The organism is Janthinobacterium lyxosi (assembly GCF_051380665.1).
In the GTDB taxonomy this organism is placed as follows: Bacteria; Pseudomonadota; Gammaproteobacteria; order Burkholderiales; family Burkholderiaceae_D; genus Janthinobacterium.
This window is the reverse complement of the sequence record NZ_JBNYXM010000026.1, coordinates 23736-40566: the sequence shown is the minus strand read 5'-3', so window position 1 is coordinate 40566 and position 16831 is coordinate 23736. Positions and strand designations below refer to the sequence as shown.

Sequence of the window (16831 nt, the reverse complement as noted above, 5' to 3'; positions counted from 1 at the left end):
TGCCAAAATGCCATGCTCCTGTGCGTAATAGCAATGCTTTCCCCTGTCCGAACTCCCCTCCGGCCTATTTTTCCCGCCAGCTGGCCACGGTGATGAAGACGCCGTTTTCCTTGTCCGGCTCGCGCAGGGTCAGCGTGTAGCGGCCGCTGGTATCGCTGCCGGTGAACACAACCTTGTCGTCATGGCCCTTCACTTGCGCGCCCTTGGCCAGTTTGGCGTAGGTGTTGAGCACCCAGTGGAAGTCGGCATAGCTGCGCAGGGTGATGTGGGCATCGGGCATGGCTTCGTCGCCGGCCTCGGCCGCTTCCGTGGGCGTGCGCATCGGCAATCCGGCCAGGCCCGCCGGTGCGATGAGTTTGCCGCCGCTGGAGCTGCTGTTGAGTTCCGCGTTCGGCAGCAGCAGGTGCAGCAAGCTGGTGGGAAAGCCGGGCGGCACGTCGCGTGCTTCCCAGCCGGGCTGGCCGGGGCGGGTGGTGATGTATTCCACAGCGGCAATGCTTTGCCGCTGTGCCGGGGCAGCCTGTGCCAACATCGCTGGCAGCTGCCGCGCCCACACCAGCAGCGGCGCGGCCATCTCGTCCTCTGTGCCCGCTGGCAGGAACACCGTCAGCACGGCGTGCGTGGGCGGCAGGCAGGCGGGCGCGGCATCGCCGATGGCGGCCTGGCAATGGCCGTTGACGAGGGCCAGTGCCAACAGCTTGCGTTGCGGGTCGAACAGCATGGCGGCACGCTGCGCACCGTGTTCGCTGGCATTAATGGAGGCCAGCACCGAGCGCCCGTCGGGCAGCATGGTGCGCGTGATGTCGTCCAGTGACCGCATGCTGTCGAGCACCTGGCGCGCGATCAGGGCATTGCCCAGTGTATAGCTGCCGCGCGCATAGCCGACTAGCTTGAACACGTCGGCGCGGATTTCGGGATGCGCGCTCAGGCGCAGCGGCGGTGAGGGCACGGGCACGGTGGCCGCAACGAAGGCGGCGTCCTCGGCAGAAATGGCTTGTGCCATGCCTGAAAGCGGCAGACACAGGGCGGTGCACAGCGACAGCATGCGCAGAGTGAATTTTCCTGGGGTGTTCAATGGCAATCCTTGTCGAGACGCCATGCCGGTCCGCTTGCCGGCATGCGCGCGCCGAGATCTTAGCATTTCAGGAATGAAACGCTTTCTGCTAAGCTTGGTTGTTGAATCACTGTCCCCCGTTATCATGGCCAAGATCACCATTTCCTGCAGTATTCCCGTTGACAATGAGGTAGTAACCGAGTTCCTGCACAAGTACGTGGGCTACTCGCGTCTCGGCGTGGCCAGGAAATTGCGCATGGGAGAGAAGGGGTGTTTCTATACCTGCCCTTTGTATACGGACGACCACGCCAAGGATTGCCGCCTGATTCGCCGCATGCTGGCGTTCTTTGAAAGCAAGGATATTCCCTTGACCATCCTCAAGATCGGAGCCCAGGACAGCTGGGATGAGGTGGACCTCGAGCAGCGCGATCCATGGAAGATTTCGCCGCAAGTCTTGCTGGCGCTGCTCGACGCTAGCCCCAATGGCGATACTTAGGCGGCGTTGAGCACGTAGCGGTTCTTGCCGTTCTTCTTGGCCTGGTACAACGATTCATCGGCACGCCGGTAGCTGTGCGACAAGTCCGCTTCCTTGATCATTTCCGCCATGCCGATGCTGACGGACACCTTGCGTTCCGGCACGAAAGCTGCCTCGACGCTGTCGACCAGTTGTGCGGCAAAGGCGCAGGCGGCGTTCTTTTCTCCTAGGTAAATGATGGCGAACTCCTCGCCGCCCAGGCGGCCGCACAGGTGCTCGCCCGACAGCCCCGCGATCACTTCGGCGATCTTTTTCAGCACCTCGTCGCCCGCATCATGGCCGTACACATCGTTGATTTGCTTGAAGTCATCGATGTCGATCATTAAAAAATACGCGGGTGTGTGTGCCGTACGCTGTAAGGCGCGGGCGCTTTGCGTGAACATGCGGCGGTTGTTGAGTCCGGTCAAGCCATCCTTGTAGGCCATCGTCGTCAGTTCGCGCTGGGCCCGGTAATTATGGATGCGCAAGACGAGAAAATAGATATTCAGCGCCAGGCCGATGATCATGCTGATGGTGACGGCAAGCACGGGCCAATGCTGGTCGGCCTGGCCCGCATGCACGGGAAACTGCCCCAGCCCCAGCATGGCCCACACGCACAGCGACACGCCCAGGTAGTACGCGATGCCGCTGAAGATGGGTGCCGTCGTCAGCGTGATCATCACGCCCAGCGGCAACACCCAGAAAGCGGGGTCTTCCGTGCCCAGCATCAGCACGCGAAAACCGAAAGCGATGAACAGCACGCTGATGGTGCCGCTGACGATGATGGCTTGCAGCGACTTCGCATACTTGGTCAGCACCAGCCCCACCACCATGCCCGTCACGGCCATCGCCGCATGCGCATGATCGAGCGAGGCGCGTGGCAAGGTCAGGCTGAACGTGACCAACCAGCAAGCCAGGCCAAACGTCAGGATGGCTATCGAAATGAAATGCAGTTCCTTGAAAAAGCGCTGCTGCTGCTCCCGTTCTCCTGAAAAGAACAGGTAATAGAAGGCAAAAGACAGGCTGCGCGAAGTGAACATGGCATTTGTCCAGGCAGACAACAAGCCTTGCGGCAGGGACGCCTCCCGGCAACGGCAGGCGCGTGGCGCGCGTACAAAATTAGTTGCGCCCAAGAACTAGTGTACTGGTTTCTTGGCGGAAGTGGGGATATGGGCGAGGAAAACGGTGGGCACTGTCCTGGCGCCGCCACAGTCGCTTCCATGCCAGGGGCTGGCAAGCGCCTGCTTACAGGTCGCGCGCCAGCACTTGGCCGACCAAGTCCTTGCCAAAGCTGTGATGCGCCTCTTCCTCGACCAGTTCGAAGCCAGCCCTGTCGTAGATCCGGCGCGCGCCGGTGAGGATGCTGTTGGTCCACAACACCATTTTCGTGTAGCCCACCTGGCGGCTGAAGCGCAGGCATTCATCGACCAGGCGGCTGCCTATGCCCAGGCCACGCGCGCAGGGATCGACATACAGCAGGCGCAGCTTGGCCGTCGTGTTGTCCTGGTGCACGATGAAGACCGAGCCGATCACCTTGCCGTCCTTCTCGGCGATCCAGCAGCGCTCACGGACAGGGTCGAATTCCCGCACGAACTTGGCGAGGATTTCGGCAACGAGTGCCTCGTACTCGTTGTTCCAGCCATATTCCTGCGCATACAGCACGGCTTGCCGGTGGATGATCCAACCCATGTCGCCCGGCTGGGGGTTGCGCAGGACATAAGCGGGCGATGGCTCCCCCAGCAAGCCCTGGATTTGTCCCATGGCATCGACCAGTTCCTGTTGCACCGTTGGCGGCAAGCGTTCCAGCATGGCCGCCACTTCGCGCCGCGATGCATCGACCAAGGGCGCGAGTGTGCGTTGGCCCTGTTCGGTCAGCTGCAATTGCGCCGCGCGCGCATCCGTGGGTGAGCGCGTCTTGGCGATCAGCCCCTGCTTTTCGAATCCGGCAATGACCCGGCTCAGATAGCCCGCGTTCAAGCCCAGCTCGCGGCACAGGTCTGCACTGGTCAGTTGTTCCCGGTGCGCCAATTCGTACAGGATGCGCACCTCCGTCAGCGAAAACGCGCTATCCAGCAAATGTTCATGTAGCACGCCAATTTGGCGCGTATAGAAACGGTTGAAACTACGTACGATCTCCGTGCGCCCGCTGAGTTGATCCGCCTGCATGTGACACCTCCCATTTGCTTGCTTATGGCAGATTATTGATTGCTTTAGGCAAGTATGTCAATGTAGAAGTACTGTCTATGGTCCTAAGTCGCCATGCTGGTAGGCAAAAAAAAGCGGCCCTGAAGAGGGCCGCCTTGGCTGTCACGGAAACCAGGGGAAGCTGGCTTACACGTCGATATTGCCCGCACGCAGCGCATTGTTTTCGATGAAGGCGCGGCGTGGTTCCACGTCGTCGCCCATCAACGTCGTGAAGATTTGATCCGCCGCAATGGCGTCTTCGATCTGCACCTTCAGCAGACGGCGTACGGTCGGGTCCATCGTGGTTTCCCACAGCTGGGCCGGGTTCATTTCACCCAGACCTTTGTAGCGCTGTTTCGAGACCGTGCGTTCGGCTTCGTCGCGCAGCCATTGCATGGCCTGGTGGAAGTCGACCACGGCGATTTCCTTGATGCGCTCGCCTTCGCCGCGGCGCACGAAGGCGCCTTCGCCGATCAAGCCTTCGAAGGTGGCGGCGCCGCTGCTCAGCACGGCGTAATCCGGGCCTTGCACGAAGTCGGCGTCGATGGCCGTCACTTTGATGTTGCCGTGGTGCATGCGTTCAATGTGCAGCTTGTGTTTTTCCGACAAATCGTCGGAACGCACGTGCACGCGCACGGCGTTGTCGTTGATGGCCGTCTGCAGGGCCAGGGCGGAGGTTTCCGCCAGGTCCAGGGTCGACAGGTCCAGCTGCACGCCCGTCATGATGGCCGTCAGGGCGGCGCGGTCGATGACGCGTGTCAGTCGCGTCATGATGGTGTTCGACAGGTTGAACTTGCGCACCAGTTCCGTCAGGGTCTCGCCGGAGATGCCTTCCGCGCCTTCGCGCGGCACCAGCACGGCCGTGTTCAGCGCCACCGACATCATGTAGCTTGCTTCTTCGGCATCATCTTTCAGATAGCGCTCGTCGCGGCCGGCTTTCACTTTGTACAGCGGCGGTTGCGCGATGTAGATGTGGCCGCGCTCGACCAGTTGCGGCATCTGGCGATAGAACAGGGTCAGCAGCAGGGTACGGATGTGGGCGCCGTCGACGTCCGCATCGGTCATGATGATGATGCGGTGGTAGCGCAGTTTTTCGACGTTGAATTCGTCCGGTCCGATCGAGGTGCCCAGGGTGGCGATCAGGGTGGTGATCTGCTCGGACGACAGCATTTTCTCGAAACGGGCTTTTTCCACGTTCAGCACTTTACCGCGCAGCGGCAAGATCGCCTGGAACTTGCGGTCGCGCCCTTGTTTTGCCGAGCCACCTGCCGAGTCACCCTCGACGATGTACAGTTCGCACAGGGCGGGGTCTTTTTCCTGGCAGTCGGCCAGCTTGGCCGACAGGCCCAGGCCGTCCATGATGCCTTTGCGGCGCGTCAAGTCGCGGGCCTTGCGGGCCGCTTCACGGGCGCGCGCTGCTTCGACGATCTTGCCGCAAATGATCTTGGCGTCGTTCGGTTTTTCTTGCAGGTAATCGGCCAGGGTCTTGGCGACGATCTCTTCGACGGGGCCGCGCACTTCGCTCGATACCAGCTTGTCTTTCGTCTGCGACGAGAATTTCGGTTCCGGCACTTTCACGGACAGCACGCAGGTCAGGCCTTCGCGCATGTCGTCGCCGCTGATTTCCACTTTCGCCTTCTTGGCGAACTCGTGTTCATCGATGTATTTGTTGATCACGCGCGTCATGGCCGCGCGCAAGCCCGTCAAGTGGGTGCCGCCGTCGCGTTGCGGGATGTTATTCGTAAAGCACAGCACTTGTTCATTGTAAGCATCGTTCCACTGCATCGACACGTCGACCGAGATGTTCGTGCCCTGGTCCGACAGGCGCTCGCCCGTGGCCTGGAAAATGGTCGGGTGCAAGACCGACTTGGCCTTGTTGATGTATTCGACGAAGCCGCGCGTGCCGCCTTCGAAGGCAAAGATTTCTTCCTTGCCCGTGCGCTGGTCGGACAACTTGATCTTGACGCCATTGTTCAGGAAGGACAGTTCGCGGATGCGCTTGGCCAGGATTTCGTAGTGGAATTCCACGTGCGTGAAAATCTCTTCGTCGGCCCAGAAATGCACGTCGGTGCCGCGCTTGTCCGTGTCGCCGATGACCTTGATCGGGGAGGTGGCGATGTCGCCCACCATGACGATCTGGCGGTCTTGCGGCACGCCGCGCACGAATTCCATGTGATGCACTTTGCCATCGCGGCGGATGGTCAGTTTCAGCAATTTCGACAGGCCATTGACGCAGGACACGCCCACGCCATGCAAACCGCCCGAGACTTTGTACGAGTTCTGGTCGAACTTGCCGCCTGCGTGGAGCTCGGTCATGACGATTTCCGCCGCCGAACGCTTCGGATCGTGCTTGTCGTCCATTTTCAGGCCGGTTGGCACGCCGCGGCCATTGTCGGTGATCGAGATCGAATTGTCGCTGTGGATGGTGACGTGGATGTCCGTGCAGTGGCCGGCCAGCGATTCATCGATGGAGTTGTCCAGCACTTCGAATACCAGGTGGTGCAAGCCGGTGCCGTCCGAGGTGTCGCCAATGTACATGCCCGGGCGTTTGCGTACGGCTTCCAGGCCTTCCAGGATCTGGATGGAGGAGGCGCCGTATTCTTCCGTGATGGCCTGGATCGGGGTGTCTTGTGGATTCTCGGACATGGACTGCTTTCTCAAATAACGATTGCTGATTGCGGGGCCTGAACCTGTCGGGTCAGACCCCAGTTTTGCATTGGGTTACGCTTAAATGCGCATCGGCATGACAACGTACTTGAAGTCCGCATTGTCAGGGATGGAGATCAGGGCGGACGAGTTCGAGTCGCCCAGCGCGATGTTGACGTATTCGCATTTCAGGTTGTTCAGCACGTCCAGCAGATACGTCACGTTGAAGCCGATGTCGACGGAGTCGCCGCCGTAGTCGATTTCCAGCTCTTCGACGGCTTCTTCCTGGTCAGCATTGGTCGAGCTGATTTTCATGCTGCCCGGGGTGATGATGCAGCGCACGCCCTTGAACTTGTCGCTGGTCATGATGGCGGCACGTTGCAGCGAGCGCAGCAGTTCATCGCGGCCGATGGTGAAGTCGTTTTTGTAGCCTTTTGGAATCACGCGCGTGTAGTCGGGGAACTTGCCTTCCACCAGCTTCGAAATCAGCTCGATGTCGGCAAAGGTCAGTTTCACCTGGTTGGCGGCGATGTCCAGCTGCACCGGCTCATCGTTCTCTTCCAGCAGGCGCTGCAGTTCGATGATGGTCTTGCGCGGAATAATCACTTCCTGGCGCGCAAACGTCTGCTCGGTGGCGACCTGGCAAAACGCCAGGCGGTGGCCGTCGGTGGCCACGGCGATGACATTATTGCCATCCAGAACCAGCAGCAAGCCGTTCAGGTAATAGCGAATGTCTTGCTGCGCCATCGAGAAATGCACCATGTTGAACAGGTGCTTCAGCGTTTTCTGCGGCAGGGTGACGGAGGCGTTGTAGCTTTCCGCTTGTTGCACGGTTGGAAACTCTTCCGCCGCCAGGGTTTGCAGGGCGAAGCGCGACTTGCCCGTTTGCACGGTCAGGCGCTTGTTCAGCAGGGTCATCGTGACGTCGCCCGATTCGGGCAGCGCGCGCAAAATGTCCAGCAGCTTGCGCGCAGCCACGGTGGTGCCCGTGACGTCCGCGCCGGAACCGATTTCCGCGTGCGTGGTGATCTGCACTTCGGTGTCGGTCGACAGGAAGGAGACATTTTCACCGTCTTTGCGGATGAGGATATTGGCCAGAATCGGCATAGTGTGCCGACGCTCGACAATACCGCTCACGATCTGCAGTGGCCGGAGAAGGGTATCTCGGGTGGTTTTGACCAATTGCATATTTATCCTCAATGTATAGGTTGAACAGTACGACGTTTAACGTATTAATTTAACAATTGTTGCCATGGGGAGCCCCGACAGACCGGCTGCGGTGCCCTCCCAGATAATAAGGGTAAAGCACGTTTTGAGCCAGTCTTGCCAAATGGTGCTTAGCCCTTCAAGGTTTGCTCCAGTACATGCAATTCGTGGTTGCATTCCGGGTTCTTGGTGCGGTCCAGCGCGATCTTGCGCACGGCATGCAGCACCGTGGTGTGGTCGCGGCCGCCGAACAGCTCGCCGATTTCCGGCAAGCTCTTCTGTGTCAATTCCTTGGCCAGGTACATGGCGATCTGGCGCGGCCGGGCGATATTCGCGGGGCGGCGCTTCGAATACATGTCGGCAACCTTGATATTGAAGAAGTCGGCCACTGTTTTCTGGATGTTTTCCACGGAAATCTGGCGGTTCTGCACGGACAGCAAGTCCTTCAGGGCTTCCTTGACGATATCGATCGTTATATCCTTGCCATGGAAACGCGAATACGCCAGAATTTTGCGCAGCGCGCCTTCCAGTTCGCGCACGTTCGAGCGCAGGTGCTTGGCGACAAAGAAGGCCACGTCGTCGGAGAAGGTCACGCCTTCCTGCTTGGCTTTTTTCAGCAGAATCGCCACGCGCATTTCCAGTTCCGGCGGTTCGATGGCCACCGTCAGGCCCGAGTCGAAGCGCGAGATCAGGCGGTCGTCCATGCCCGTGATTTCCTTCGGATAGGTATCCGAAGTGATGATGATCTGTTTCTTCGCAGCAATTAGTGCCTCGAACGCATAGAAAAACTCTTCCTGCGTGCGGCTCTTGCCGCCAAAGAATTGAATATCATCGATCAGCAGCATGTCGAGCGAGTGATAGTAGTGCTTGAAGTCGTCGAAACCCTTGCGCTGGTAAGCGGTCACTACGTCGCGAACGTACTGTTCTGCGTGGATGTAGCGTATCTTCGCGCCCGGATTGTCGGCCATCACCTGGTTGCCGATGGCGTGGATCAAGTGGGTCTTACCCAGGCCTACGCCGCCGTAGAAGAACAGCGGGTTATATGACACGCCCGGATTGTTCGCTACCTGGATGGCGGCGGCGCGCGCCAGCTGGTTGGCCTTGCCGGTCACGAAGCTGTCGAAGGTCAGGTCGGTGTTGATGCGGCTCTGCTCGCGGCGCGGCGCCGCGCCGATGCTCAGTTCCGGCACGCTCGGCTGCGGCTCCGCAGCGCGCGCGCTGGGCGCGCCACCATTCGGATCGCTGGCCGGGGTGCTGGCGGTGACGGGCTTCTTCGGCAGGGCCAGGCGCGGGTCGAGCACGAACTGCACTTCCGTGGGCGCTTCGAAGTACTGAATGGCCAGCGCAGTGATGCGGCTGGCGAACTGGGTCTTGACCCAATCGAGCTTGAAGCGATTGGGCGCAGCAATGCGCAGCTTGCCCTCTTCGTAATCGAGAGGGATAAGCGGTTTGATCCACGCACTGAATTGTTGCGGTGTCAGCTCCAGTTCCAACTGCGCGGAACAGGCCTGCCAGAAATTATCCATGTATGTCTATGTGAAAAGGTGTGGGAGGGCGTATCGATTCTGCCCTGCGTTCACCGTGTTGCAAGGCCGGCGTCGCGCGAGGGCTCGCCACACGTAACGCGCTATTCTACTCCCGACTGCCAAAGTTATCCACAGGCACGGCGGTTATTTTTCTGTGCCAGGGTGGGGCGCCGTGTGTATAAGAGGCGACTTATCCCCCGGTTATCCCGTTACAGTCAGTGCTGGCGCGGGCTGTGGCGGGGGCTTGCCGGCAGACGGGGTCCGGCGTGCAAATTTCCTGGCGATCACGGCAATCCTTGACAAGAGGGGGGCATATGCTGAATAATTCAGGGTTCCCCGCCCGTATTCCGTGTTTATTCATTTGGAACGACAATATGGACTAAGCGTGGATTAAGCGGGCGATGAGATTGGCCAGCTTGTGCCTTGGCATAAGTGCGCGATTGTCATTGGCACCAAAAACTGACGGGACGTCAGACCCGATTTTGCATTTTTTTTGTTTTTAGCGAGACCAACATGAAACGTACTTACCAACCTTCCGTCGTTCGCCGCAAGCGTACGCACGGCTTCCGCGCTCGTATGGCTACCCGTGGTGGCCGTGATGTGCTCAACGCACGTCGCGCAAAGGGCCGCAAACGTCTGGCCGTCTAGGCTTGTCGTTGACAGCTGATCGCGTGGCTAGCTGTACTCCAGTCGGCAATCAACGCGAAGGTTCACACGACTTCGCGCGCGTTCGGCGTATCGTTAAAACGGATGAATTTTCATCCGTTTTTCGTTTGCGCCCTTCGCAAAAAACAGCGCATTTTGTGCTGTATACCCGACACAATCAATTGCCGCATGCGCGGCTGGGCGTCGTTGTGGCGAAGCGTTTCGCGCCGCGCGCGGCGACCCGCAACACGATCAAGCGCGTCACGCGCGAGCTGTTTCGCAACAGCGCGATGCCGCCGGTCGACTGTGTGGTGCGTTTGTCGCGTGCCGTCAACAGCAAGGATGGCCCGGCCACCACGAGCCGGCTCAAAGCCGAGCTGCGTGAAGAATTGAGCCGCCTGTTCGCGGCGCAAATCGCCGCCCAGGCCCGTTCTGTTGCTGCGCCACCACCGTCCGCGCCATGAAAACCCTGTTGCTGTTCCTGCTGCGCGCTTATCAGTTGCTGATCAGCCCCATGCTGGGACAGAATTGCCGTTTCTATCCGAGCTGTTCGCATTACGCGATGGAAGCGTTGCGCGTGCACGGCGCCGCCAAAGGCAGCCTGCTGGCTGCCAAACGCGTGTGCCGTTGCCACCCCTGGAATGAAGGGGGTGTCGACCCGGTGCCGCCGGCCGATGCTAAACAATCTTCAACGACCGCTTGCGGTTGCAACCACTCCTGACAAATACCCTAATGGATATCAATAAACGTACCATCCTGTGGATCGTGTTTTCCGTCTCGCTGGTAATTCTCTGGAACGAATGGATGATCTCGAACGGCAAGCCGTCGATGTTCTCCGCGAACACGGAACAAACCGCCAAGGCGCCTGCGACCCCTGCCAAGACGGATGCCCTGGCTGCCGCGGCTGCGGCAGGCGTGCCTGCCCTGCCGGGTGAGGCTGTCGATCCCGCCGCGTTCAAGCGCGAAGTGATTACCATCACCACCGACGTCATCAAGGTCGATATCGACACCCTGGGCGGCCAGGTCAAGCGTCTGGAATTGCTGAAGTTCAAGGGCGCGGGCAATCCTGGCTGGTTTGGCGGCTGCTTCGGCCTCTTCAAATGGTGCCAGCCTGACGACGGCAAGCAAAACGAAGTGCTGTTCGACGAAGGCGCGAACCATACTTACCTGGCGCAATCGGGCCTGGTCGGCGGTCCTTTCCCCACCCATGCGAGCGGTTTCACCGTGCAGCCTGGCGTGCGTACCCTGAGCGATGGCACGCAGATGATTCAACTGGTGATGGAAGCGGTCGAGGGTGGCGTCAAGCTGACCAAGACGTTTACCTTCAAGCGCGGCGACTACGTCATCGACGTGCGCCACGACGTGGCCAACGTGGGTGCGGCGCCTGTGACGCCACAGCTGTATCTGCAATTGACGCATGACGGCAACAAGCCGGTCGGCGACTCCTTCTTCAACAGCAGCTTCACCGGTCCGACCCTGTACACGCCACAGGACAAGTACCAGAAGCTGACGTTCGAGAAAATCGAAAAAGCGGCTGTGGAAGACGAGAAGAAGGGCAACGACAACGCCATGAAGGGCCTGCACCCGGCCACGGCGACCGGCGGCTGGTTTGCGATTTCGCAACACTTCTTCGTGTCCGCCTTTGTTCCGCCTGAGAACGCCAAGCGCGACATCTTCACGAAGAAGGTCGGCCCCAACCTGTACGCCATCGGCAACGTGCTGCCACTGCCTGCCCTGGCGCCCGGCGCCTCGGCCAGCATGGAAAGCAAGCTGTACTCGGGTCCGCAAATCGCGCACCTGCTCGAACCGGTCTCGCCTGGCCTGGAACTGGTCAAGGATTATGGCTGGCTGACCATCATCGCCAAGCCGATGTTCTGGGTCATGGAACAGATCCACAGCGTGCTGGGCAACTGGGGCTGGACCATCATCGCTTTCACGATCCTGATCAAGCTGGCGTTCTTCCCGCTGTCGGCCGCCGGCTACCGCAGCATGGCCAAGATGAAACTGGTCACGCCGAAGATGCAAGCCATCCGCGAACGCTACAAAGGCGATCCGCAAAAGATGAACCAGGCCACGATGGAGCTGTACAAGACGGAAAAGATCAATCCACTGGGTGGCTGTCTGCCGATCCTGATCCAGATGCCCGTGTTTATCGCCCTGTACTGGGTGCTGAACGCGTCCGTGGAAATCCGCGGTGCGCCATGGATCGGCTGGATCACCGACCTGGCCCAGCATGACCCATGGTGCATCCTGCCTGTGCTGTACGCGATCTCGATGTACATCACGACCAAGCTGAACCCGGCCCCGGCCGATCCGATGCAAGCGAAGATGATGCTGTTCATGCCACTGGCATTCTCGGTGATGTTCTTCTTCTTCCCGTCGGGCTTGGTACTCTACTGGGTCGTCAACAACGTCCTGTCGATCGGCCAGCAATGGGTGATCACCAAGAAATACGCGGTCGCCGCCAAGTAATTCCGGCCAGCGAACAGAAAGCCCGCCTCGCGCGGGCTTTTTTTTGACATCGTACCCAATGGGTACGATGTCAAAAAAAAGTGGGTTTTGTCGGCTTTCCACTGAGCGCCCCCTTCATGTGCACCTGTTTGTCGCTGACAATAGCGCGGCTCCTGCAGCCTTTCCCGAATACACTACAATTACCCCATGAAACTCGACTCTTCCCCTATCGCCGCCATTGCCACCGCACCCGGACGCGGCGGCATCGGCGTGGTACGCGCCTCCGGCAAAAACCTCGCTCCCCTGATGATGGCCCTGTTCGGCGCACAGCAGCTGAAACCGCGCCATGCCACCTACCTGCCATTCACGGAAAGTGACGGCAGCATCATCGACCAGGGCATCGCCATCCACTTCAAGGGCCCGCATTCGTACACGGGCGAAGACGTGCTGGAATTGCAAGGCCATGGCGGCCCGATCGTGTTGCAGCTGCTGCTGGCGCGCGTGCTGGAGGCGGGCAAGGACAACGGCTTGCGCCTGGCCGAACCGGGCGAATTCACGCGCCGCGCGTTCTTGAATGACAAGCTTGATCTGGCGCAAGCCGAAGCCGTGGCCGACCTGATCGACGCTTCCACGGAAGCGGCCGCCAAGTCTGCCTCGCAATCGCTGTCGGGCGCGTTCTCGAACACCATCCATGTGCTGGTGGAGCAGGTGACGGGCTTGCGCATGCTGGTCGAGGCGACCCTGGATTTCCCGGAAGAAGAAATCGATTTCCTGGAAAAATCGAATGCGCGCGGTCAATTGAAGGCCGTCATCGACGCGCTGCATAAAGTGTTTGCCCAGGCGGCGCAGGGCGCGCTGCTGCGCGAAGGCCTCAATGTCGTGCTGGCCGGTCAACCCAACGTGGGCAAATCGTCGCTGTTGAACGCGCTGGCGGGCGCCGATGTGGCGATCGTCACGCCGATCGCCGGCACCACGCGCGACAAGGTCAGCGAAACCATCCAGATCGAGGGCATTCCGCTCAACATCATCGACACGGCCGGCATCCGCAGCGCCGGCGACACCATCGACGCCGTCGAGCGCATCGGCATCGAACGCACCTGGGGCGAGATTGGCAAGGCGGACGTGATCCTGCACCTGCTTGACGCTGACCATGGCCCCACCCTGGCCGACGAAACCATCGTCGCCGCCTTCCCGGAAGGCGTGCCCGTGGTGCGCGTGTGGAACAAGATTGACCTCTCCGGCCACAAGCCCGGCGTCGACAGCTTGCCCGACGCCACGCACGTGTATCTGTCGGCGCACGAGCACATCGGCATCGATTTGCTGCGCGCCGAGCTCTTGCGCATCGCCGGCTGGCAGCAGACGGGCGAATCGCTGTACCTGGCGCGCGAACGTCATTTGATCGCTTTGAAATCGGCCGGCAAGCATTTGAACATCGCTGCCGCGCATGCGGCGCAGGACGACCAGTCGCTCGACCTGTTCGCCGAAGAACTGCGCCTGGCGCAGGTGCAGCTGTCGAGCATCACGGGCGAGTTTTCACCTGACGATTTGCTGGGCGTGATCTTCAGCCGTTTTTGCATCGGCAAGTAAGGGGACATGATGAAAAGACTGCTCGCTTGCGTGCTGTGCTGTCTGCCCTTGCTGGCGACGGCGCAGGAAAAGTTGCCGCGCGACGTGGCGCAGTTCATTGAGCATGCGCAAATGTGCGAGCATTTTGCCGGCGAATGGGATGAGCACGACAAGGCGCGCCAGCGCGAGATCACGCAAGCCGTGGCCAGCTCTTGCGGCCAGGCGCAACGCCAGTGGAAACGGCTGTCCGCCAAGTATGCGCAACAGCCGACGCTGCAAAAAGTCATTGCCGAGAATGCCAATGACGCGGTGCGCAGTTTCCGGAAATAGCGGCCGCCCCCGGCCTGCGGCGCCTCAGCTCTTCTTGCGCTTGGCCTGTTCTCCCCTGAACTTCTGGAACGTCTCGATATGCTCGGCGCGGCGCAGCACGCGTGAGTGCGGGTCGAGCGTGTAAGTGGCGCCAGCCGGCAGGGGCAGTTCACCAAAGCCCAGCGACATGGAAACGGTATGGATTTCCTTGCCGATACGCACTTCCACCGGCATCGGGAAGGCGATGTCAGCAGACGTCTTCCATAGCAGGCGCAAGGTGCCGCCGTCACGCACGGCGGACAGCTCTGGCAATGCCGCCTGGTACAGATAGGCCTGGAAGAACCAGTCGTAATTGCTGCCCGTGACTTTGTTGACGATGGCCATGAATTCCTTGGTGCTGCCATAGCGCGGCTGGAAGTGGCCCGGCTGCGGATGTTCAGTGCCATACACGAGCAGGCGCACGGCGCGGAAGAAGGCCTCGTCGCCGATCAGGCCGCGCAAGGTGTGTAGCACCAGCGCCCCTTTCACATAAATGTCGCCGCCCGGCCCGCCCTTTTTCAGGTCGTAGACCTCTTCCTCGCTTTTCGGCTTGCCCGAGACCATGGGCGCCTTGTTGACGATGCCGGCGCGCATTTGCTGCAACGAAGCAAAGTATTCCTGCTCGCCCCGCAGATACTGCATATATAGGGGTTGCATATACGTGCCGAAGCCTTCGTGCAGCCACATATCGTCCCAGTTGCTGTTGGTCAACTGGTTGCCGAACCATTCATGGGCAAATTCATGCTGCAGCAATTCATCGTAGCCGTAGCTGGTTTTGGCGAATTTGTTGCCATAGGCATTGATGGTCTGGTGTTCCATGCCCTTGTGCGGCGTTTCGGCGATGCCTACTTTTTCATCGCCAAACGGGTAGGGGCCGATGACGCTTTCAAAAAAATCCAGCATGGGCGGCAATTCCGCGAACAGGGCGCCTGCCTTGGCCTCGCTTTCCGGCAGGTACCAGAACTGCAGGGGGATGCGGTTGCCGTAGCGGCTCGCATACTCGCCCTGCAGGCTGCGGTAGGGCGCCACGTTCAGCGCGATGCCATAGGTGCTCGGATGCCTGGCGCGCCAGTGCCAGGTGCGCCAGCCGTCGGCCTCATCCATGCCGAGCGCGATGCCGTTGCCTGCTGCCACCAGCGGCGCCGGTACCTGGATGTGCTGGTCGATCAGCTGGGCCTTGCCCATCGGATGGTCGATGCAGGGCCAGAACAGGTCGCAGCCTTCGCCTTGCACGGCGCTGGCGATCCACGGCGCGCCATCGGTCGTGCTCGACCACACCATGCCGCCATCCCACGGCGCTTTCACGGCGACGTGCGGTACGCCATGGTAGACGATACGGATGGTGGTGCGCGCACCTGCCGCGATGGTGGCCGGCAAGGTCATGCTCAGGCGCCCGTCCGGGTTGGCATAGTCCTGTGGCCGCAGCGTCTTGCCGTCGACTTCGATGGCATCGACCGGCAGGTTGCGGTCCAGGTCCAGCGCGAAGCGCGAGATCGGCTGCGTCGCCAGGAAGGTCAGGCGCGCATCGCCGGCGATGCTGCGGCTGGCCGGGTCGATGCGCAGGGTCAGGTCGGCGTGTTCGAACACCACCGCCAATTGTTCCGGCGTGCGTTCGGCGCCCGAATTGAGGGTGTAGGCGGTGGGCGCGCGCGTGGCGCAGGCGCTGAGCAGCAAGCAGGAGAGCAGCAGAGGGATGTGTTTCATGGCGAAAGCGCAAGTGAACGGAACACTGATTGTAGTGTTAAGTGACAACGTTGTCGTTTGGAAATTTCAGCGTGCCTATGGGGCAAGCGTGGCCGCCGTTGAGAAATGTCATGGGCTGCAAACTGCGCTGACGTAATCTTGCTGAGCGGCCTTGAAGTGCCGCTAGGAAAGGAAGCGCCATGGACAGCAAACAGCCGCACATCGTGCAGGGCGAATATGGGGTACTGGCGCGGCCAATGCCCGCCATACCGGAATTGATCGCCAGCTTGCCGCCAAAAGGCGCGTGCTGGTATTGCGACAAGCCGCTCGACGCCGTGCGCCGCTTTTGCGGCAAGAGTTGCGGCATGGCTTATGCGGAAGAGGCGCAATACCACCCTTGAGTTCGGTAATCAGCGGCGCCGCAGCAGCGCCGCGAGTGCGCCGTCGAAGTCGAACTCATGCGCAGCGGCCGCCACTTCCTGGTAGACGTGCACGCCCAGGCTGGCGGCCAGCAGGCTGGCCGAGTTTTCCAGGATGTCGATGGCCGCGCCATCGCCTTCGCGCAGATGGCTGGCCAGGCGCGCCAGCAGCAGCTGGATGGCGGGCGCGGCAGGATCGGGCGCCACGTCCTGCGCCGCCGTATGGGTCGCTTCCAGCGTGCCCAGCATGCTGCTGACCGCACCGAGCAATTGATCTTGCGCCAGTTCCAGCTGCAGCATCTGCTGGGCCAGATCGGGCGCCTGCGCACGCAGTGCCGACTCCAAGGTTGCCGACAGGCCATGCACGTGGCGCGCACCGATCATGCCGGCGGCGCCCTTCAGGGTATGCGCTTTCAGGCGCGCGCAGGCATAGTTGCCGGCGTCGAATTCGGCGCGGATCTGGCACGGCGTGGTGCCGTGGTCATGCAGGAAGCGGCGCAGGATTTTCAGGTACAGGATGCGGTCGCCCATAATGCGGCCCAGTCCGTTCTCAACATCGAGAATACGGACCATGTCGGATGCTGCTACG

16 protein-coding genes are annotated in these 16831 nt (G+C 60.6%); 8 read left to right on the top strand and 8 right to left on the bottom strand.

Features of this window, described 5'->3' with window-relative positions; all coding sequences use genetic code 11:
- Positions 1-64: 64 nt before the first annotated feature.
- A complete protein-coding gene (locus ACQ4WP_RS22445) occupies positions 65-1075 on the bottom strand; it encodes a hypothetical protein (RefSeq protein WP_436524523.1) in 1011 nt (336 codons plus the stop codon).
- 124 nt (positions 1076-1199) lie between these two features.
- Here ACQ4WP_RS22445 and ACQ4WP_RS22440 point away from each other — a divergent pair, with 124 nt between their 5' ends.
- The gene (locus ACQ4WP_RS22440) at positions 1200-1550 is read left to right on the top strand and encodes a hypothetical protein (RefSeq protein WP_436524521.1); all 351 of its coding nucleotides are present in this window, start codon (positions 1200-1202) and stop codon (positions 1548-1550) included.
- Here the strand turns inward: ACQ4WP_RS22440 and ACQ4WP_RS22435 are convergent.
- The 5 genes from ACQ4WP_RS22435 to dnaA all read right to left on the bottom strand — a co-directional run bounded on the left by ACQ4WP_RS22435 (position 1547) and on the right by dnaA (position 9130).
- Positions 1547-2608 (bottom strand): GGDEF domain-containing protein, encoded by a 1062-nt coding sequence (locus ACQ4WP_RS22435; RefSeq protein WP_436524519.1) that lies wholly within the window; start codon positions 2606-2608, stop codon positions 1547-1549. The genes ACQ4WP_RS22440 and ACQ4WP_RS22435 overlap by 4 nt on opposite strands.
- Positions 2609-2813: 205 nt before the next feature.
- Positions 2814-3734 carry a bifunctional helix-turn-helix transcriptional regulator/GNAT family N-acetyltransferase gene (locus ACQ4WP_RS22430; protein WP_436524517.1) on the bottom strand — a complete coding sequence of 307 codons (921 nt, stop codon included), beginning with the start codon at positions 3732-3734 and terminating at the stop codon, positions 2814-2816.
- Positions 3735-3899: 165 nt separating this feature from the next.
- A complete protein-coding gene (gene gyrB / locus ACQ4WP_RS22425; RefSeq protein WP_436524515.1) occupies positions 3900-6398 on the bottom strand; it encodes a DNA topoisomerase (ATP-hydrolyzing) subunit B in 2499 nt (832 codons plus the stop codon).
- Positions 6399-6479: 81 nt separating this feature from the next.
- Positions 6480-7586: a DNA polymerase III subunit beta gene (gene dnaN / locus ACQ4WP_RS22420; RefSeq protein WP_034754341.1), complete on the bottom strand. Its 1107-nt coding sequence runs from the start codon at positions 7584-7586 to the stop codon at positions 6480-6482.
- A gap of 149 nt (positions 7587-7735) precedes the next feature.
- Positions 7736-9130 carry a chromosomal replication initiator protein DnaA gene (gene dnaA / locus ACQ4WP_RS22415; protein ID WP_034781304.1) on the bottom strand — a complete coding sequence of 465 codons (1395 nt, stop codon included), beginning with the start codon at positions 9128-9130 and terminating at the stop codon, positions 7736-7738.
- Between the two features lie 513 nt (positions 9131-9643).
- Here dnaA and rpmH point away from each other — a divergent pair.
- From rpmH to ACQ4WP_RS22385, 6 genes are all read left to right on the top strand, one after another.
- Complete coding sequence (gene rpmH / locus ACQ4WP_RS22410; RefSeq protein ID WP_010401996.1) at positions 9644-9778, top strand: 50S ribosomal protein L34; 135 nt, start codon at positions 9644-9646, stop codon at positions 9776-9778.
- Between the two features lie 23 nt (positions 9779-9801).
- Positions 9802-10239, top strand: coding sequence for a ribonuclease P protein component (gene rnpA, locus ACQ4WP_RS22405; protein WP_436524581.1), 438 nt, complete (start codon positions 9802-9804; stop codon positions 10237-10239).
- The gene (yidD, locus tag ACQ4WP_RS22400) at positions 10236-10496 is read left to right on the top strand and encodes a membrane protein insertion efficiency factor YidD (protein WP_102123285.1); all 261 of its coding nucleotides are present in this window, start codon (positions 10236-10238) and stop codon (positions 10494-10496) included. Before rnpA ends, yidD begins: the two co-directional genes overlap by 4 nt.
- Positions 10497-10507: 11 nt before the next feature.
- Positions 10508-12247, top strand: a complete 1740-nt coding sequence (gene yidC / locus ACQ4WP_RS22395; RefSeq protein ID WP_436524513.1) for a membrane protein insertase YidC — start codon at positions 10508-10510, stop codon at positions 12245-12247.
- A 186-nt stretch (positions 12248-12433) separates the two neighbouring features.
- A complete protein-coding gene (gene mnmE / locus ACQ4WP_RS22390; RefSeq protein WP_436524511.1) occupies positions 12434-13813 on the top strand; it encodes a tRNA uridine-5-carboxymethylaminomethyl(34) synthesis GTPase MnmE in 1380 nt (459 codons plus the stop codon).
- A gap of 6 nt (positions 13814-13819) precedes the next feature.
- Complete coding sequence (locus tag ACQ4WP_RS22385; protein ID WP_436524509.1) at positions 13820-14122, top strand: hypothetical protein; 303 nt, start codon at positions 13820-13822, stop codon at positions 14120-14122.
- A 24-nt stretch (positions 14123-14146) separates the two neighbouring features.
- Here ACQ4WP_RS22385 and ACQ4WP_RS22380 read toward each other — a convergent pair whose 3' ends face one another.
- On the bottom strand, positions 14147-15844 hold the full coding sequence (locus tag ACQ4WP_RS22380) for a M1 family metallopeptidase (RefSeq protein ID WP_436524507.1): 1698 nt from the start codon (positions 15842-15844) through the stop codon (positions 14147-14149).
- A 179-nt stretch (positions 15845-16023) separates the two neighbouring features.
- On the opposite strand from ACQ4WP_RS22380, the gene ACQ4WP_RS22375 reads away from it, so the two are divergent.
- Positions 16024-16224 (top strand): hypothetical protein, encoded by a 201-nt coding sequence (locus ACQ4WP_RS22375; RefSeq protein ID WP_436524505.1) that lies wholly within the window; start codon positions 16024-16026, stop codon positions 16222-16224.
- 9 nt (positions 16225-16233) lie between these two features.
- Here ACQ4WP_RS22375 and ACQ4WP_RS22370 read toward each other — a convergent pair whose 3' ends face one another.
- A complete protein-coding gene (locus ACQ4WP_RS22370) occupies positions 16234-16815 on the bottom strand; it encodes an Hpt domain-containing protein (RefSeq protein WP_436524503.1) in 582 nt (193 codons plus the stop codon).
- Positions 16816-16831 lie beyond the last annotated feature (16 nt).